General features: G+C 68.4%; 17 protein-coding genes. 12 read left to right on the top strand and 5 right to left on the bottom strand.

Annotated elements, in window-relative coordinates:
- Window positions 1-239: 239 nt before the first annotated feature.
- The 8 genes from RN743_RS01755 (at window position 240) to RN743_RS01720 (ending at window position 9971) form a co-directional block, all read left to right on the top strand.
- Window positions 240-869: a bacteriocin fulvocin C-related protein gene (locus tag RN743_RS01755; RefSeq protein WP_310775619.1), complete on the top strand. Its 630-nt coding sequence runs from the start codon at window positions 240-242 to the stop codon at window positions 867-869.
- A gap of 200 nt (window positions 870-1069) precedes the next feature.
- Window positions 1070-1363: a TolC family protein gene (locus RN743_RS01750; protein WP_310775617.1), complete on the top strand. Its 294-nt coding sequence runs from the start codon at window positions 1070-1072 to the stop codon at window positions 1361-1363.
- 129 nt (window positions 1364-1492) lie between these two features.
- The gene (locus tag RN743_RS01745) at window positions 1493-2962 is read left to right on the top strand and encodes an efflux RND transporter periplasmic adaptor subunit (RefSeq protein ID WP_310775616.1); all 1470 of its coding nucleotides are present in this window, start codon (window positions 1493-1495) and stop codon (window positions 2960-2962) included.
- A gap of 10 nt (window positions 2963-2972) precedes the next feature.
- Entirely contained in the window at window positions 2973-4184 is a 1212-nt protein-coding gene (locus RN743_RS01740; RefSeq protein WP_310775614.1) for an ABC transporter permease, read from the top strand.
- A gap of 82 nt (window positions 4185-4266) precedes the next feature.
- Entirely contained in the window at window positions 4267-4776 is a 510-nt protein-coding gene (locus RN743_RS01735; protein ID WP_310775612.1) for a hypothetical protein, read from the top strand.
- Between the two features lie 13 nt (window positions 4777-4789).
- Entirely contained in the window at window positions 4790-5950 is a 1161-nt protein-coding gene (locus RN743_RS01730) for a patatin-like phospholipase family protein (RefSeq protein ID WP_310775610.1), read from the top strand.
- A 2-nt stretch (window positions 5951-5952) separates the two neighbouring features.
- Complete coding sequence (locus RN743_RS01725; protein WP_310775608.1) at window positions 5953-7068, top strand: metallophosphoesterase; 1116 nt, start codon at window positions 5953-5955, stop codon at window positions 7066-7068.
- Window positions 7068-9971, top strand: a complete 2904-nt coding sequence (locus tag RN743_RS01720) for an AAA family ATPase (protein WP_310775606.1) — start codon at window positions 7068-7070, stop codon at window positions 9969-9971. The genes RN743_RS01725 and RN743_RS01720 overlap by 1 nt, the downstream gene beginning before the upstream one ends.
- Here the strand turns inward: RN743_RS01720 and RN743_RS01715 are convergent.
- From RN743_RS01715 to ssb, 3 genes are read right to left on the bottom strand one after another with little or no spacing between them, the layout of a single operon-like run.
- Complete coding sequence (locus RN743_RS01715; RefSeq protein WP_310775604.1) at window positions 9964-10965, bottom strand: NAD(P)/FAD-dependent oxidoreductase; 1002 nt, start codon at window positions 10963-10965, stop codon at window positions 9964-9966. The genes RN743_RS01720 and RN743_RS01715 overlap by 8 nt on opposite strands.
- A gap of 31 nt (window positions 10966-10996) precedes the next feature.
- A complete protein-coding gene (locus RN743_RS01710) occupies window positions 10997-11656 on the bottom strand; it encodes a CDP-alcohol phosphatidyltransferase family protein (RefSeq protein ID WP_310775602.1) in 660 nt (219 codons plus the stop codon).
- A 5-nt stretch (window positions 11657-11661) separates the two neighbouring features.
- Window positions 11662-12036: a single-stranded DNA-binding protein gene (gene ssb, locus RN743_RS01705; RefSeq protein ID WP_310775600.1), complete on the bottom strand. Its 375-nt coding sequence runs from the start codon at window positions 12034-12036 to the stop codon at window positions 11662-11664.
- Window positions 12037-12193: 157 nt separating this feature from the next.
- Between ssb and RN743_RS01700 the strand changes: the two genes are divergently transcribed.
- Window positions 12194-13177, top strand: a complete 984-nt coding sequence (locus RN743_RS01700; protein WP_310775598.1) for an MlaD family protein — start codon at window positions 12194-12196, stop codon at window positions 13175-13177.
- A gap of 30 nt (window positions 13178-13207) precedes the next feature.
- Here RN743_RS01700 and RN743_RS01695 read toward each other — a convergent pair whose 3' ends face one another.
- On the bottom strand, window positions 13208-13561 hold the full coding sequence (locus RN743_RS01695) for a hypothetical protein (protein ID WP_310775596.1): 354 nt from the start codon (window positions 13559-13561) through the stop codon (window positions 13208-13210).
- Between the two features lie 183 nt (window positions 13562-13744).
- Here RN743_RS01695 and rho point away from each other — a divergent pair, with 183 nt between their 5' ends.
- On the top strand, window positions 13745-14995 hold the full coding sequence (rho, locus tag RN743_RS01690; protein ID WP_310775594.1) for a transcription termination factor Rho: 1251 nt from the start codon (window positions 13745-13747) through the stop codon (window positions 14993-14995).
- A gap of 42 nt (window positions 14996-15037) precedes the next feature.
- On the opposite strand, the gene RN743_RS01685 is transcribed toward rho, so the two are convergent.
- Window positions 15038-17863 (bottom strand): hypothetical protein, encoded by a 2826-nt coding sequence (locus RN743_RS01685; protein ID WP_310775592.1) that lies wholly within the window; start codon window positions 17861-17863, stop codon window positions 15038-15040.
- Window positions 17864-18031: 168 nt separating this feature from the next.
- On the opposite strand from RN743_RS01685, the gene RN743_RS01680 reads away from it, so the two are divergent.
- A complete protein-coding gene (locus RN743_RS01680; RefSeq protein WP_310775590.1) occupies window positions 18032-18277 on the top strand; it encodes a zinc ribbon domain-containing protein in 246 nt (81 codons plus the stop codon).
- Window positions 18278-18360: 83 nt separating this feature from the next.
- Window positions 18361-18756 carry a hypothetical protein gene (locus RN743_RS01675; protein ID WP_310775588.1) on the top strand — a complete coding sequence of 132 codons (396 nt, stop codon included), beginning with the start codon at window positions 18361-18363 and terminating at the stop codon, window positions 18754-18756.
- The last annotated feature ends 59 nt before the right edge of the window (window positions 18757-18815 follow it).

Genomic DNA, 18815 nt, shown 5'->3' with positions numbered 1-18815 from the left:
TTAGCGACTACTGGAGGCCGGTGCCTACTTCATCTTGTGAGAAATCCGGGCTAGGCGTGAGCTAATCGCACGCCCTTTCGCGCCGTGAGCGAACCGAGCTTCGCTCGAGCCGGCAGCGGACTCCGAACGAAACTTGACAGACAGCCTCTCGGTCCTCTATACATTCTCATGCGGTCGTTCAACCATCATGTGTCATTCAACACGCGATGGGCCGTCCCCTTTTCTCCAAGGAGGTCATAATGGGTCGTGCAAAAGCTGGAGACTGGCTGCGGAGGATGGTTCTTACTTTATCGCTCCTCGCGCTCATATCCGCGACCGGGTCTTCTCAGTCCCTTAGCGTATGTGACGAAGCGAAGCTCGAGGCGGATACCTGGTTCACTGCGAACGTGGACGTTGAATCGCTTACTTGGGAACGGTTGGCCGATTACTCCACGGGTGAACGCCGAGCGATCTTCCACCGACTGAGTGTCAGCGCTCGGAGTAATCTCTGGCGCGAGCATCTTTGGCGAATGGCGATGGACGATCAATTTGATTCCACGCAAAGGTCCTTCATTGAATCTGTACGCACCAACTATGATAAATATGTCGACAATCCCGACATGAGTAAGCCTGTCGTTGAAGAAGCATTGCAGCTTTTTGATCAAGAGAAGGTTCGAAGCGTTTTCTGGCAGTTGGGGCCGGCAACGACGGTCAGTGGCTCGACCCCCGCTGACGTACCCGATTCGTTTAGGTCCTGCGATTGTTGGTCGGATCCGTTCTGGGGCTGGTATTGTCCTATCGACATGTCATGCACAGGCGGTGGGTGCAGCGGTTTTCCTTTTGGCTGTGGTTTTCTGGGACTTTTTCCCTGTGATTCGCAATGCGAGTAGTAGCCGCTTCGAGTAAGTAAATGACTGGACGGGGCCTTGGGGGGAAGAGCCCCGTCCAGTTCCGTTCACTCCACTCGGCGAACGCGTCACGGCAGTGAGCGCCTGAAGGCACATCGGTTGCTTCAGTTCCAGGTGAGTGCGACAGCGGGCCGTTCAACTGTCGGGAAATATGCCATGCGCGAGCGACGGAGAACGGGGGAGTGTTCGGTTGCGCTCAGCGGATCGCGCTGCGGGCTGGTCGGGGAGATCCGTCGACCTGCCGAGCCGACTCCAAACGCCGCTCATGTGGGAAGAGAATCGAGAGCGAGGAGAGCCTCCGGGTCGTGCAGGAGCGGTACCAGCTCGGCCTCGCCACCATCCTCGAACTCCAGGACGCGCAGATCACGCTCACGCAGGCGGAGGTCGATCTCGTCAACGGCCGGTTCCAATACGAGGCGGCGCTCGCGGGAATCGAGGCCCTCCTCGGCCGGAGGCTCGACCAGCCGCAGCCCTGACCGCTCGCGTCGCCTGGCGTAGTCTCTTCAACGTCGGACCCGCGCGGGGTGTCCTCTCAGCGTGCTACCACGGCGCGGTTTCGCCGCCCCGCTGGCCCGTTCAGGGACCCGACACGAGACGAGATGCCGATGTCCATATTCGAACGCTGCAGGCGTCGCTTCCCCCGGCGCGGCAGGCCCCTGGGCCGTGCCGCGGTCTTCACGACGCTTGGACTCGCGGCCGCGGGTTGTGCGACTGGCGAGGCCAACGAACCCGAGCAGACGCTCCAGACGCTGACCGCGGGGCGCCAGACCATCGTCTCCAGCGTGGAGGCGACCGGGACGGTCGAACCGATCCGCGTGATCGAGGTCAAGTCGCAGGCGGGCGGCGAGGTCCTCGATCTGCCCGTCGAACTCGGGGACAACGTCGAACAGGGGACGCTCCTCGTGCGGATCGACCCGCGCGACGTGAACAACGCGCACGCCCAGGCGCAGGCGGATCTGGACGTGGCCGAGGCCCAGGCGGATGTCGCGGAACGCCAGCTCGAACGGGTCGAGGCCCTTCACGAGTCCGACATCGTGACCTCCGAGGAGCTGGAGAGCGCGATCCTCTCCGCGGCGAACGCGAGGGCTTCCCTCGTCCGCGCCACGACCAACCTCGAACTTGCCGAGGACAAGCTGGACGATGTGACGCTCAGGGCCCCGATCACCGGCACCGTCGTGGAGCGGACGGTGGAGCAGGGGCAGGTCGTCACCGGGACGCGCGACCTCACCGGCGGCACCGTGCTGATGCGGATGGCCGACCTCACCGAGGTCCAGGTGCGCATGCTCGTCGACGAGACCGACATCGGCCGGCTCCAGGCGGGACTCCCGGCGGACATCACCGTGGAAGCGTATCCGAACCGGACCTTCCGGGGGTCGGTCCTCAAGATCGAACCGCAAGCCGTGGTCGAGCAGAACGTGACCATGTTCGCCGTGCTCACGCGCATCTCCAACGAGGAGGATCTGCTGCGGCCGGGGATGAACGCGGATGTCGAGGTCGTGATCGGACGCCAGGAGAACGTGCTGGCGGTCTCGAACAGTGGGATCAAGACCCAGCAGGAGGCCATGCAGATCGTCCGGGCGCTCGAGATCGACGCCGATGTCAACGCGCTGCTGCGCGACTTCCAGAGCCAGGATCGGCCGGAAGGTGCGGAAGGGGATGGGCCGGCGGAGGGCGAGGAGGAGGCGATGATCGGCGGGGTTCCGATGTCGGAGTTCCAGTCGATGTCGCAGCAGGAGCGGATGCGCGTCTTCCAGAACATGTCGGATGAGGAGCGGCGCCGGATGATGCAGCAGTTCCGCGGCCAGGGAGGCGGGGGGCCCGGAGGTGGCCGGGGCGGCGCCGCACGGCAACCCGACGAGCCCCGCCCGGCGTTCGTGTTCAGGTACGATGCGGACGGCCTGCTCGACCTGAAGCCGGTCATGATCGGCCTCAGCGACTTCGACCACACGCACATCGTGCGCGGGCTGGAGGAAGGCGAGGAGATCGTCGCCGTACCCACCTCGCTCATCGCGCAGCAGGAGTTCCTCGACCGGATCCGCAGCCGGACGGCGCTGCCGGGCATCGGCGGAAGGTGATGAGGGACCGATGATCTTCTTCGAGATTCTCCGGGTGGCGATGGACGCGATCCGCGCCAACAAGCTGCGTTCGTTCCTGACCATGCTCGGCATCGTGATCGGGGTGGGGGCCGTGATCACGATGGTCGCCCTCGGGGAGGGCGCCCAGCAGCAGGTCGAAAACCAGATCGAGTCGCTCGGGACCAATGTGCTCACGGTTCGCGCCGGACAGGGGATGTTCCGCGGCGTGCGCGGCGGTTCGAACGCCCGGTTGACGACCGAAGACGTGGAGGCGGTGCGGCGGGGAGCCCCGGCCCTGGTGGAGGTCGCGCCGGAGATGCAGGGGCAGTTGCAGGTCCAGTTCGGACGCAACAACGCCAGCGTGCGGATTCTCGGCACGACTCCGAACTACATGGACGTCGAGAACCATACGCTCGAACTCGGCCGCTTCTTCGACGAGTCCGAGAACCGCGGCCGGCGGCGCGTCGCCGTGCTCGGAGGCGCAGTTCCGGCGGTCCTGAACAGCGAAACCGCCGAACTCGTCGGCCGGACGATCTCGATCCGGAACATCTCCTTCGAGGTCGTCGGAGTGCTGGAGGAGAAGGGCGGATCGGGCTGGTTCAACCAGGACGAGCAGATCTTCGTCCCGCTGGAGACGGCGCAGTTCCGGTTGCTCGGGACCGACCGCGTGAGCCAGTTCAAGGTCGTCGTCGAGAGTGAAGCGGCGATCCCGGTCGCGATGGTGCAGATCGAGGAGGTGCTCCGGCGCGAGCACCGCATCCCCTTGGGGCGGGAGAACGACTTCTGGATCTCGGACAGCGTGCAGTTCCTCGAGATGGCGCAGGAGACGACGCAGACGTTCACGATGCTGCTCGCCGGCATCGCCGCGGTCAGCCTCCTCGTCGGGGGCATCGGGATCATGAACATCATGCTGGTGTCGGTCACGGAGCGGACGAAGGAGATCGGCGTGCGCAAGGCGCTCGGCGCCACGAGGAGCGCGATCCTGCTGCAGTTCCTGCTCGAAGCCACGACGCTCTGCATGACGGGCGGCATCCTCGGCGTCGCGTTCGCGTACGGCGCGGCGGAGATGCTCTCGCGGTCGGCGGGCTGGACGATGGCCATCGCGCCGCAGGCCATCGGCCTCGCGGTCGTGTTCGCCGCGGCGGTGGGCATGTTCTTCGGCCTGTGGCCCGCCCGGCGCGCGGCCCGGCTCGATCCGATCGTGGCGCTCCGGTACGAATAGCGCCGCGGGGCCGGACGCCGCGCCCGTCAGGTCGCGCACACCCGGGTTGGCGGGACGTCGCGGGCCGACGTATGGTCCCGGCATGAGTGTTCCGCTGACATCCCTTCCGGATTCCGCCCGCGTCTGGATCTACGGGACGGATCGTCCGCTGACCCCCGAGGAGCGCGACGCGCTGATGGTCGACCTGCGCGCATTCGTCGATATCTGGACGGCGCACGGGGCCGCGCTCCGGGCGGGCGTGGACTGGGTCGAAGACCGGTTCGCGGTCGTCGCGGTCGACGAAGCCTCGGCGCCTGCGTCCGGGTGCTCGATCGACGCGATGGCCCGGCGGCTCGGCGCGCTCGAGGAACGCCTGGGTTGCTCGCTGCTCGACAGCACGCGCGTCTTCTACCGGGACGCATCCGGCGCGATCGAAAGCTGCGGGAGGGCGGAGTTCCGGGCGCGGGCGACGACGGGGGCGGTCGGCGAGGCGACCCCCGTCTTCGATCCCACCATCGACACGCTGGCGGCGCTGCGGGCGGGCGAACTCGAGCGGCCCGTCGCCCGTTCGTGGCACCGGCAACTCCTGGGCCGCCCCGGCGGACGGTTCTGACGCGGGGACCGGCGTGACGGGGGCCCCGGGGAGCGGCGCTTCCGGCGCCGCGCGGGGGAAGCTGGCCTTCGCCCTCTCGGGCGGCGGCGCACGGGCCGCCTACCAGACGGGCGTGCTAAGCTACATCGGCGGGCGGCTGCCCGGGCTTCGGGTCCCTCTCCTCACGGGCGTCTCGGCAGGCGCGATCAACGTTGGGTTTCTCGCCGCGTACGACGGAGATCTGCGCGCCGCGACCGAGGCGCTGAAGCGCCGCTGGCTCTCGCTCACGACCGAGGAAGTGCTGCGCACCAACCCCGCTTCCCTGCTCAAGGTGGGCGTACGGCTCGGGGGATCCCTGCTGGGCGGCGGAACCGGGCTGAGCCCCCGTTTCCGGAGTCTCGTCGACACGTCGCCGCTGCGTGAGTTCATCGAACGCGACGTCGACCGCGGGGAGATCGGGACCCGGATCAGGGCGGGGGACCTCGAGGCGGTGGGGCTCACCGCCATGTCGTACCAGACGGGGCGCACGGTCCTCTTCGTACAGGGAGACCCGCAGTCGGCGCCCCGGCCCGCGAGTTCACACTACCGGCTCGTGCGGACGGACATCTCGGTGGACCACATTTTGGCCTCCGCGTCGATCCCGCTCGTGTTCCCGGCCGTCAAGCTCGGGCAGCAGTACTACGGAGACGGGAGCTTCCGCACCGCCGCGCCGCTGGCGCCCGCGATTCACATGGGGGCGGACCGCATCTTCACGATCTCGGCCCGCTACCGGCGGTCCGAACTGGAGGCCCGGGCACCGGACACGACCGGATATCCGCCGCCGGCCAGAGTCCTGGGCCTGCTGCTGAATTCGGTCTTTCTCGACACGCTGGACTGGGACGCGGCGGCGCTGCGCCGGATCAATCTCCTCGTCGGCCGACTCCCTCCCGAAGCGTCCGAGCGCCAGGGTCTGCGCCATGTCGACCTGCTCATCCTGAGACCTTCCCGGGACATCGGGAAGCTGGCCCGCGACTTCGAGATCGAACTTCCCCCGGGACTAAGGTTTCTCGTGCGAGGTCTCGGCACGCCGGACATCAAGTCCGCCGACTTCGTTAGCTATCTCCTGTTCGAGAGCGAATACATCCGGACGCTGGTGGAACTGGGCGCCTCCGACGCGGAGGCGAACTGGGGCCGCATCGAGGCGTTCCTCACCTGACCGTGCAACGGACGATCGTCCACTTCGCAGACCTTCACCTCGACTCCCCGTTCGCGTGGTGCGAGGCGACAGGCGACGTGGCGCGGCGGCGGCGCGAGGCGCTTCGCGACACGCTGCTCGCGATCGTGGACCTCGTGCGCTCGACCGAGGCGGACGCGCTCTTCTGCGGAGGCGACCTGTACGAGCACGATCGCGTCACGCTGGACACGGCGAACTTCCTGCGGGAGACCTTCGCCTCCCTCGGCGCGGTGCCGGTCTACATCGCGCCCGGCAACCACGACTGGTACGGGCCGACGAGCGTCTACGCGACGGGGGGCTGGAGCGACAACGTCCACATCTTTCGGGATGCGGCGCTACGGGCGGTCTCCCTCGCGCCGGGGATCACGCTGTGGGGCGCCGCGCACTGCGCTCCCGCCAACACGGACAACTTCCTCGGCGGTGGCTTCCGGGTCTCCGGCGCGGGGGCGCACGTGGCGCTCTTTCACGGCGCGGAGCGGTCGTGGCTCGCGGCACAGGGTGAGGGGAAGGCGCCGCACGCCCCCTTCGAGACCGCGGAGATCCCGGACAGCGGTCTGGATCACGCGTTTCTGGGCCACTATCACCGGCCGGCGGACGGCGCGCATCACACCTATCCCGGCAATCCCGACCCGCTGCAGTTCGGAGAGGAGGGGGAGCGCGGGCCCGTCGTGGCGACGATCGACGCGGAGGGGGAGGTCACGCGCGAGCGCCACGTCGTGGCGGTCACCCCGGTGCACGACCTGCGGCTCGATGTCACGGGCCTCACGAATCGGCAGCAGATTCGGGACGCCCTGCGCGCGAAGACGGAGAGCCTCGCGGGACTCGCGCGCCTCACGGTGTGCGGCGACCTGGAGCCGTCGCTCGACCTCCAGGAGGACGCGATCCGCGAACAGTTGCTCGAGGCGTTCGACGCCGTGCAGATCCGGAAGTCGGATTTGCACCTGGCGTACGACCTCGACGAGATCCGCGGGGAGCCCACGGTGCGGGGACAGTTCGTCGAGGATGTGCTGGGAGCGGGGTTGCCGGACGATGAGGAGCGCCGCGTTCTGAGGATGGGACTCCGGGCTCTCGACGGCCGCGACGATCTCGAGGTGCTGTGATGCGCTTCGAGTCCGTGACGGCCCACCGTTTCGGCCCCTTCCGCGACGAGACGCTGGAACTGGCGCCGGGGATGAACGTCGTCTTCGGCCGCAACGAGGCGGGCAAATCGTCCTGGCACGCGGCGCTGTATGCCGGGCTCTGCGGCATGCGGCGCGGCAAGGGGGCCATGCGAAAGGAGGAGAAGAGGTTCGCGGAGCGCCACAGGCCGTGGGACGACGACGAGTGGGAGATCGGGGCCATCGTCGCCCTCAAGGACGGCCGGCGCGTGGAGTTGAGGCACGACCTGGCGGGGAAGATCGGGAGTTCGGCGGAGGACACGAGCGTCGCGGGGCGGGACTATTCGAGCGAGATCCTGTTCGACGGGGCGCCGGACGGCTCCCGGTGGCTGGGTCTGAACCGCCGCTCGTTTCTCGCCACGGCATGCGTGCGCCAGGCGGACATTCTCAAGGTCCGGGCTGATCCCGAATCGCTGCAGGAGGACATGCAGCGCGCGGCGGCGACGGCGGGGGTGGACCAGACGGCGGCTGCCGCCCTGCAACGGCTCGAGGACGTTCTCCGCGAACGCGTCGGGTCGACCCGGGCTCCGACGAAACCGCTCATGCTGACCGCACAGCGGGTGGCGGAGGCGTGCGAGGCGCTGGAGGCGGCCCGCGAGGCGCACCGCGATTTTCAGGAGCGTCGCGCCGAGGTCGAGACGCTGGAACGAGCGGCGAGGGACGCCCGGCGCCGCGTGGAGGCGGCGGAGGCTGCGCTCGCGAGCGTGGAGGCGGAGGCGCTCGCGGAGCGGCTGCGGGAGGCGCGGGGTCTACACGAGGCGTTCCCCGAGGGGGCCCCGCACCCGGTCCCCGAGGGCGGCGGGCTCACGCGAACCGTCACCGAAGCGCTCACCACGTGGCGAAATCTCCCGGCTCCGGTGGAGTTGAACGGGCCCTCGGCGCGCGAGATCGAGGAGAGGATCGAGGGGGCCGATGCGGAGCTTGCGGCCGCGCGGGCGGTCGTCGCGGAGGACGCCGCCGCGGAAGCCGAGGCTCGCCTCGCCACTGCGCGGGAGCTGCACGCGCTCTTCCCGCAGGGCGGCCCCCGGGTCTCCCCGGAGGAGGACGCGCGCATGGGAGAGATCCGCGACGCGCTCCGCGCATGGGAGTCGCTCTCAGCGGTTGAAGCGCCGGCCGGCCGCAGCGCGGAGGACCTCGAGGAAGAGCTGGCCAGCCTCGAAGGGCGACGGCGGGCGCCCCCCGCGGAACGCCCGGCCGCGCGAGCCGCAATGTGGCTGGCTGCTTCGGCGGTCGTGGCGGCAGGGGGCCTCGCCCTCGCGCTGCTGGCGCCCGATTCGCGCTCCACGGGGCTGATCCTGTTCGCGGTCGGGGCGGCAGGCGTCCTCTCCCACAGGTTCGCCAGAACACGCACCGACCGCTCGGAGATCGCGCTCGCCCTGGACGTGCGCCACGACAGTCTCCGGCGCGAACTCGCGGCAGCGCGCGCGGAACGGGAGCGCTACGAAACCGGACGCCGGCAGTGGGGCGAGGCGGTGGGGCGCATGCGCGAGGTCGCCGATCCGGCCGACGCGGGAGCGGCTGAATCGGCGACGGAACCGGAAGCGCTCGCGGACGCGCTGCGCCGCCAGTTGGAGTCCCGGCAGGCCGGACGAGAGAAGGCCGCGCAGCTGGGAGCGCAGTGGGACGAGCTTCAGGGGCTGCTGGCCGGCTCCTCCTTCGACGCGCTTGTCGCCGAGACGGATCGGCTGCGCGAGGCGGCGGATTCCCTCGTCGCGGATGCGGCCGAGGCCGCGCTCGCGGACGCGAGGGCCCGCGGTATCACGCCGGGAGAGCTGGGCGAACTCGAACGGCGGACCGCGGAGCGACGTCGGACGTGGAGCGACGATCGAGCCCGGCGCCTGGCGGCGGAGACGCGACACCAACAGCGGTCGGCACGGGCCGCCGATGCGGCGGACAAGCTGCGGGAAGCCGGCGCGCAGGTGGGCGTGACCGCCGAAGGTGCCGAGAATCTGGCTGCCGCGCTGGAGCAATGGCGCGCCGGACGGGAGCGGGTGCTCGAGGAAGCCGGCGAGCGCAGCGAATCATGGGACCGCCTGCAACAGTTGCTTGGCGAGCGGACGCTGGATGAGTTCGCGGACGACGTGGAGCGACGCCGCCTCAGGGCCGCCCGGCTCGCCGGCCGGAGCGGAGCGGACGTCGGCGAGGCTCGGGCGGAGCGGGTCACCGAGGCGACGCTGGGGAAGCTGAAGCGGGAGGCGGAGGCGGCCCGCGAGGAGGTGCTGCGGGCGGGCGGCCAGCTCACCGAACGCGAACACCATCTCCCCAGCGTCGCGGATGCGGAAGACGCGCTGGCGGCGGCCGAACGGGAACAGGAGAGGATCGAGCGCCTCAAGGACACGCTGGACTGCACGGTCGGATTCCTCGAAGCGGCGCAGGAGCGCGTGCTGCGCGATATCGCGCCCATACTGACGCAGACCGTGCTCGAGTGGCTGCCCGGGGTGACGGACGGCCGCTACACCGGCTGCCGAATCAACCCGGAGAATCTGCTCGTCGAGGTCCGGAGGCCGGGCGGACGCTGGCGTTCCGCCGAACTGCTCTCCCATGGCACGGCGGAGCAGATCTACCTGCTGCTCAGGTTCGCGCTCTCGCGGCATCTCACGCGCGAAGGCGAGAACTGTCCGCTCATCCTCGATGATGTCGTCGGCGCTTCCGACGCGGTGCGGAAACAGGCGGTGCTGCGGACGCTGCACGCGCTCGCGCGCTCGACCCAGGTCATCCTCTTCACGCACGAGGACGATGTGCGCGACTGGGCAAGGGAGAACCTCACGGGATCCGGCGCCCGCCTCATCGAACTCGCCGGGAGGAGGATCGAGAACGGCCGAGACGATCGGCCCGCCGCTACTTGAAGACCTTGTAGTCGGTCGAGTGGCCCGGGTTCACCTTCGCGGTCGGGTCGATGTGGTGGACCGCGTTGTTCACGGCGATCGCGGCCTCTCCGAAACCGGTCGAGATCAGTTCCAGCTTCCCGTCGTAGGTGGCGATGTCCCCCGCGGCATAGACGCCGGGGATGTTCGTGCGCATGCGCGAGTCCACCACGATGCACCTCTTGTGCAGCTCGAGCCCCCACTCCGCGATCGGCCCGATGTTCGGGACGAAGCCGATCAAGGCGATGATGTCGTCCACCTCGATTCGCTCCGTTTCCTTGGTCTTCGTGTGCCGGATCGTCGCGGCCTCCACCCGCTCGCCGCCGTGGATCTCCGTCACGGTGTAGAAGGTCCGGAGCTGCAGTTCACCCCGTTCATGCGCGCCTTCGACCTGGGCGACCGTGCTCTCGTGAGCCCGATAGCGGTCGGTCCGATGGATATGCGTGAGTTCGCCGGCGATGCTCCGCAGCGCCCAACTCCAGTCGAAGGCGGAGTCGCCGCCGCCGACGAGGAGGACGCGCTTCCCGCGGAACGCCTCGGGGTCCTTCACATTCGTCGCCAGGCCCCGGTTCAGGAACTCATCCCAGCCCGGCACGCGCAGCGTCCGGCTCTTGAAGGCGCCTTTCCCCCCCGCGATGACGACGGTGCGCGTGGGCCGCGGCCCCTTGTCCGTGCGCAGGTCGAACGCGCCGTTCCCCGGATTGAGTTCGAGGACGCGCTCCTCGAGGCAGACCTCCGCGTCGAACTGCAGGCCCTGCGTGACGAGTTCCCGCGCCAGGTCCTTGGCGAGCACCCGGGGGAAACCGGCGACGTCGAAGACGTCCTTCTCGGGGTACAGCGCCGTCAACTGGCCCCCGAGTTCGGGAAGGACATCGATGATGCGGGCCGAGACGCCGCGCATCCCGGCGTAGAACGACCCGTACAGGCCGGTCGGACCGCCCCCGATGATCGTGATGTCGACCGTTTCGTTCTTCAAACCCAAGCCATTCAAGCCATCCGGCGATCCGTCAGACCGCGCTCTTCCATTTCCGCCGGAGGCAATGCGTCCCGTAGTCGATGATCGCCCATGCCGACGTCACGCCGACGAGCAACACGAGTGCGGGAACATACCGAGGGTTGAAAATGAGGGCGAGGAGCGTAAGAAACTGCAGGCCGGTGGCGATTTTCCCCGGCCACCGGGGCTTGAAGGGGATGATGATGGAGACGAGCCGGGCCAGGAGGTAGCACCCGGCCGTGTAAAGGTCGCGGAGGATCAGGATCACGAACGAAACTCCGTCGAGGCCGCCCGCCGCGAGGAAGCCGGAGAGGGCGAGCAGGACGAAGAGCTTGTCGCAGAGCGGATCGAGCAGGAGGCCGACCTGGGAGCGCGTACCGCTCACGCGGGCGATGAACCCGTCGAGGACATCCGTTGCTCCCGCCGTGGCCACGAGCACGGCCATCATGCGGGGATCCGAGACCACGATGAAGGCGAGGCCGAGCGGCACCCGGCTCAGGGACAGGAGGTTCGACAGGGTCAGAAACCCCGGATCGTGTGTCTGTATCGGATTCCTCCGCTTCGACCTGGTCGACGGACCCGCCCCACGCACGGGAAGATGCACGTTCCTGGGGCGGGTCTCCAGTGCCCCGGCGAGCGTCGCCGAGGGTTCGCCGAATACCGCGCGATGCACGAGGGCTACTGCGGAAGCTCGGCGCTGGCCGTAGCGCTGTCATCGCTGTCCGGCCGCGGATCCAGCATCACCATGTCCTCCACGACCACGTCCACGGTGGGGATCGCGATGCCGTCGCGCTCGAACGATCCGTACTCGAGGTGGCCCTCCACGTAGAGGCGCGAGCCCTTGTGCACATACTCACCGACCATCTCCGCCTGACGGCGCCAGAAGGTGAGCCGGTGCCAATCCGTGCGACGCTGGGTCTCCCCGTTCTTGCGGAACACGCGGTTTGTCGCGAGCGACAGGTGTGCGACGGCGGTGCCGGAGGCGGTCTCCCGCACATCGGGGTCGCTGCCGGCGTTTCCAACGAGAATGACCCGGTTCACCGTTCTCGACATGATTCTCTCCTTTGCGATGCGTGAGTGGGCACACGGACTGCAGTCCGAGGCACGCGAATCTCCGATCCGCGGACGAAACCTCAAACCGCATCTCCGCCACGACCGGAACTGGCCGGTCCCGCCTTGACGACGCGACCGGAAGAGGGTCTGCTCAGGGATGATCCGGACGGACCTCTCTTCCGACGTCGCACGCATCCGGGCCCGCCGGGGCCTGATCCTGATCGCCTTCGCCGTCGTTCTTTCGGCCGCGATCTCCGTCATCGAACTCATTGTCCGCGCGACGCTCGAAGGCCCCCGAATCACGGCGGTGGCCCATTCGGCGGAGGGGCTCGGGCCGGGTTCCGCCGTCTGGGTGGCCGGGAGGTCGGTGGGGCGCGTGCTGTCGATTTCCTTCCGCCCTCCCGAAGCGAACCGCGGCGATGCGTCGTTCGGGAGCCACGTCGTGATCGAGGCCGTCATCGACCGGGTCGCCGAACCCATCCTGCGGGCGGATGCCACCGCCGACGTCCGGCCCTCGGACCTCGTGGCGCCCGTCGTCCTCTCCGTGGATCCGGGCACGGGTTCCGCACCCCCCTGGAACTACTCGGACACGCTGCGGGCTTCCGGTCCGCCGATCGAACCGGAGACGGTCATAACGCTGGCGGATTCCCTGCTGCGGGCGGTGCGCGCGCTCGAAGTCGACGCCTCCGAGGCGCAGGACGCGCTCGGTTCGGATCAGGGCTCGCTGGCCCGCTTTCGGGAGAATCCGGGCACGCTGACCGGGCTGCGAAGCAGGCTCGAGTCGCTGGAGGAGCTGTTTCAGCGAGACTTTCAGCGCTCGTCCCTCGTGCGGCTCGCGACGGACACGCTCGTGAGCGCCGCCGCGCGCCGCGCGCAGGAACGGTTCGCGGCCTGGGAGGCGTCCCCGCAACTCGCGAACGGCGTCGGCGATCTTGAATCGACGGTCGAGGCGCTGGACGCCGTGATGTCTCGAGTCGCGGCGATGGTCGAGCGGCTGGAACGCGGCGAGGGAACCGCGGGCCGGGCTCTCGTAGATGGGGAGATCCGGCGCCAAATCGCCGCCCTGCGCACCGCAGCCGCCGCATTGGCGGAGGAGCTCGGCTACAACCCGTCACGCTGGCTGCGCATCCGCGTCTTCTAGTTCGCGAGCTGACGGCCGGCTGGCCGCCGGCTAGAGCCTCCGCTTTGGAAGGCCGCCGTGGACGGCGAATCTGAGCAGTTCCGTCTTTCTGCCGCGCTTTCTCCGAATCCCGATGATGACGTGGTCGACGACCTGGTCGCGGTCTTCGATGGACACGGCCACATCGACGGACCCATCCGCGGCCGTGATCCGCGTCCGCACCGACCGGCCGGGTTCCGCGTCCGCCGTACGTGCAGGATTGCGACACAGCGTGCGGGAGGAGCGGCGCCCCCCGGGCACCGGCCGCGACAACTTCAGCAAACGGAACCAGTCCGGCTGATAGCTTATCCGCCACAGATTGCCGAGCTGGTCGAGTCCCCTTCCTTCGCGATTGTGTCTGGCCATCCGGCGCTCGATGTCGCAGTTACGGTTGCGGCCCGGTCGCCTTGACCGTGCCCGGCGGCACCATTATGGTCGGTGGGTCCACCTCGGACCACATCCCCCGGCCGCAAGCAGGACACCTCACGAACCGACCATGCCGCACGCGGCGTGGCTGCAGCCCGGCTCACTCTCTTCCGGAGGCAGGCGATGGACATCGCCGAACTCAAGTCGAAGTCGATCGGCGAGCTTCATGACATGGCCGAAGAACTCGACATCCACAACTTCTCGGGCCTTCGAAAACAGGACCTGATCTTTCGGATCGAACAGAATCTCCTCGATTCCGACATCGTCCTCCGTGGCGAGGGTGTCCTCGAGATTCTGCCGGAGGGCTACGGGTTTCTGCGGAGCCAGGACTGGAACTACCTGTACGGCCCGGACGACATCTACGTCTCCCCGTCGCAGATCAAGCGCTTCGACATGCGGACGGGGGACACCATCCAGGGCCGCGTGCGGCCGCCGAAGGAGGGAGAGCGTTACCTCGCCCTGCTGAAGGTCGAGACGCTCAACGGCGTGGACCCGGACAAGGCGAAGCACCGGATCGCGTTCGACAACCTCCGGCCGCGCTATCCGGAGGAACGGCTCGTCCTCGAGCAGGAGGACGGCGACGTGTCGATGCGGATTCTGGACCTCATCGCGCCGATCGGCAGGGGGCAGCGGAGCCTCATCGTCTCCCCGCCCAAGGCCGGGAAGACGATTCTCCTGCAGAAGATCGCGAACGCGATCGTCGCGAACCAGCCGGACGCGAAGGTGATCGTACTCCTCATCGACGAGCGGCCCGAAGAGGTCACGGACATGGAGGAGAACGTTCCGGCCGAGATCATCTCATCCACGTTCGATGAGCCGGCCGATCGCCACACGCAGGTGGCGGAGATGGTGATCGAGAAAGCCAAGCGGCTGGTCGAATACCAGCACGATGTCGTGATCCTCCTCGATTCGATCACGCGCCTCGCGCGGGCCTACAACACGACGGTCCCCCACTCGGGCAAGATCCTCTCCGGCGGCGTGGATGCGAACGCGCTCCACCGGCCGAAGCGCTTCTTCGGCGCGGCGCGAAACATCGAGGAGGGAGGCAGCCTCACGATCATCGCGACGGCCCTGATCGAGACGGGCAGCCGGATGGACGAGGTCATCTTCGAGGAATTCAAGGGCACGGGGAACAGCGAAGTCCTGCTGGACCGCCAGATCTCCGACAAGCGGATCTACCCCGCGATCGACCTCAACCGTTCGAGCACGCGCAAGGAGGAACTCCTCCTGAACGAGGTCGAACTCAACCGGATGTACCTGCTGCGGAACTTCCTCTCCGACATGCCGCCGGCCGAGGCGATTCAGTTCATGATCGAGCGGCTGCAGCGAACGGACACGAACCAGGAGTTCCTCGACTCGATGGCTGGCGGATAGCCGGGTTCGCGGCTCGCGGGCGCCATCTGCGCGGGCGCCGGGTCACGGTGTTTCCAGCCAGCGGTCTTCCAGCACCTCCAGCAGCGCCGAGTGCGTGGCATCCCCCACCGTCAGCGTCACCCGGTACGTGCCCGGGGTCACGGGCAACCCGGCCCCGCCCTGGCCCTGAAGGGCCGGGTTCATGCGCAGATTCCAGGCCACCCGGTTCAGCCCCATCCGGCCGGGCCCCTTGAGTCCGCGCACGACCCTCCCGGTCGCGAGGTCCGAAATCTCGATCGACACATCGGCCGGAGCGCTCAGGTAGTACTGGATCATCGTACCTGCCGGCGCGCTCTCGCCCGTCCAGTTCTTGTCGCCCGTGACCGAGCGGCTGCGCCGGAACTCGTTTTTCCAGAGGACGGCGGGACGGGGGTCGAAGAGGTGGGCGTCGCTTGCCAGGATGCTGTCGGTCATCGCCTGAAGGGCCGTGACGTCGTCGAGGACGTAGACGCTGCGACCGTGCGTCGCGAGTACGAGGTCGTTCTCGCGGGGGTGGACGAGCACGTCGTCGATCCGGACCACGGGCAGGCCCGGCATGAAATCGTGCCACGTGCCGCCCTCATCGAACGAGACGTGGAAGCCGAACTCGGTGCCGACGTAGAGCAGACGGGGGTTCCGCGGATCCTGCCGGATCGTGTTCACGTTTCCGAACGCGGGCAGATTCGACGAGATGTCCTCCCACGTCGCGCCGTAGTCGCGGGTCACGTACACGTAGGGGCGAAGGTCGTCGTTCTTGTGCCCGTCGATCGATACGTACGCGGTCGCCGCGTCCGCATGCGAGGCTTCCACGCGGGACACGTAGTGGCGCGTCGTACCCCCGGGGAGATTGCGGCTGACCTCGGTCCAGGTCGCACCGCCGTCACGGCTCACCTGGATGTTGCCGTCGTCGGTCCCCGCCCAGAGGAGGCCCGGGACGATGGGCGACTCGGCGATCGACGTCATGCTGCCCCACATCGAGACGCCGTCGTTTCGCGACAGGGTGCACTCCGTCCCGCGCTCGAACTGCGAGCATCGCGGGATGCCGTTGGCCACCCCCATCACGACCACCGCGTCTCGGTCCACGTCTTTCGTGAGGTCCGGGCCCATCGTCCACGTCTCTCCACGGTCGCGCGATGTGAAGAACCGGTTGCCACCCGCGTGCAGGATGCGCGGGTTGTGGGGCGAGAGGAGGAAGGGCGTGTTCCAGTTCCACCGGATCCCGGTGTCGACCGACGGGACCGGCGCGATGTTGGTGTCCATCGGGTCATCTTCATCCGGGACCCGCGGCGTGATCGGACGCGAGACGCCCTCGCGCAGATCCACGCGCCGGAGACGCCCGTTCTGCGACTCGACGAACACGATCGCCGGGTCCGTCGGGTCGACCTGCGTGTAGAAGCCGTCCCCGCCACCGACCCGGTACCAGTCCTGGGAGAGGATCGGCCCCGAGCGCACCGAACTCGGCCCGCACCAGGTCCCGTTGTCCTGCAGGCCGGTGCACACGTAGTAGGGGCGCCGCATGTCCACGGAGGCGTGGTAGGGCTGTCCGACGGCCGACGGGCGCAGCGCTTCCCAGGTCTCTCCCTGGTCCCAGCTCACATCGACCCCTCCATCGTTGCCGATCACGAGGTGGTCGTGGTCGGCCGGATCGATCCAGAACGCGTGCTGATCCACGTGACCGTACCCGCTCAGCACCTCCCAGCTGCGGCCGCCGTCGCGTGACTTCGACACCCGCTGGTCCACGGTATAGACGAGGTCCGGATCCTCGGGGGAGACGCGGATCTGGCTGAAGTACATGGGGCGTCCGTTCTCGTTGCTCCGGAACTCCCATGTGCGGCCCTGGTCCGCCGAACGCCACACCCCGGACCACTGCGGGTCGGGCGGGAGCGAGTCAACCCTCGCAAGCCTGCGCCATTCGTCCTGCTCCTCTTCGGAGAGCGGCGACTCGCGGTCCGCGGCGACTTCGATCTGGGCGTAGACGACAGCGGGATCAGCGGGCGTCATGGCGAGCGCGATCCGGCCCAGGGTACCGGCAGGCAGTCCGCCTCCCTCGACGGGCGACCAGCTCTCTCCGCCGTCCCCCGACCGCCAGATTCCGCTTCCCGGCCCGCCGCCCACGAAACAGCACACGGTGCGTCGACGCTGATAGGTGGAGGCGAACAGGACATCGGGATCGGAGGGGTCCATGACGAGGTCCGTCGCGCCGGTGTCCTCATCGATCGCCAGCACGTGGCGCCAGCTCTCCCCTCCATCGCTGGACTTGAACACGCCGCGCTCCGCGTTGGGGCCGAAGAGATGGCCGACGGCGGCCACCCACACGACATCCGGATTCGTCGGGTGGACGAGGACGCGCGCTATGCTCTGCGTCTCCCGAAGTCCCATGTGCGCGAACGTGGCGCCGCCGTCGGTGCTCTTGTAGACGCCGTACCCGAACGACGAACTCTGCCGGTTGTTCGCCTCGCCCGTACCCACGTAGAGGACGTCGGGAGCGGAGGGCGCGAGGGCGAGGGCGCCGATGGAGTGCGTCTCGTAGCTGTCGAAGATCGACTCGAACGTCGTCCCGCGGTTCGTCGTCTTCCACAGACCGCCGGTCGCGAAGCCGACGTAGAAGATCCGCGTGTCGTCGGGGTGGACCGCGAGGTCGTCGACGCGGCCGCCCTGCCCCGTCGGCCCGATGGACCGCCACCGGAACCCCAGGAGCAGCGGGTGTCCGGGGGCGTTGAGGACGGCCTCCGTGTCTTCATCCGCCGCTCCGTCCTGGGCATGGACGGTCGGCGGCGGCAGCGTGAGTGCGGCCGCGAACAGCGCGAGCACGATCGTCGAGGGGGCGCATGTGCGCGATGCGTATGGCATGGAGTTCTTTCTTTCGGTACGGACGGGGGTGGCCACCCGGCATTATCCGACCGGCAGTCGGAGTCTGTCAAAGCCGAAACCGCTCGGGGGGCGCTGCGAAACGGACGGCGACTTGCCCGCGCGACCGCTGAAAAGCATGCTGCGGAGGGCCGCGCGACTGGAGGATCCATGCCGATATACGAGTACCGGTGCCGCGAGTGTTCACACGAGTTCGAACTCCTGGTGCGGGGTTCCATGACGCCCGCGTGCCCTCCGTGCGGGAGTGCGGAGCTGGACCGACTCATCTCCCTTCCACGCGTCCACTCCGATGCGCGCAGGGAACGGTCGCTCGCCGCGGCGAAGAAACGCGACGCGAAGCTCGGGAGCGAACGCACGCGGGCGCAGCGGGAGTACGAGCTGAGCCACAACGACTGATCCCTGCGGGGGGACGCGCCGGGACCTGCGAATGCGGTGATCCGTGAGACGGACGGGCGGGCGAGGCGGATGGAGATGACGGGATGACGGAAACCTACGCGCAGGCGCTGGCCGAGCACGGGATCGAGGACGTACAGCCCCTCTACCGACGACTCCTCCTGCGGTTGAAGTCGCGCGATGGCGGAGCCTACGAGCGCGCCGTCGCGCGCTACCGGGCGGACGTGGAAGGCGTGACGGAGGGACAAGAGGCGCTGGCGGCGTGGCTTTCCTACGGGGCGTGGCTGGCGTCCAGCCTGGAGCCCGGGGGACTCTTCACGATTTCCGAGGAAGGACTCGCGGCGCGCGCGCCGGACCCGTTCCCGACGGGCCCCATGCTGATCCATCTGCCCGAGGCGGCGAACCGCAGGGGCTTCGTGATCGCCATGCCCGCGGCCCCGTCCGAAGCGCAGCGCGCGACGGCCGACCTGCTGTGTGAGTAGGTCCCGCCGGCCGGAACCGACGCGGGATGACGATGAGGCGGATGGTTGAGGTGGAAGAG

It is taken from the genome of Candidatus Palauibacter scopulicola (genome assembly GCF_947581915.1).
Taxonomy (GTDB): Bacteria; Gemmatimonadota; Gemmatimonadetes; order Palauibacterales; family Palauibacteraceae; genus Palauibacter; species Palauibacter scopulicola.
The sequence above is the reverse complement of the archived record's forward strand: the minus strand, read 5'-3'. Positions and strand labels throughout refer to the sequence as shown.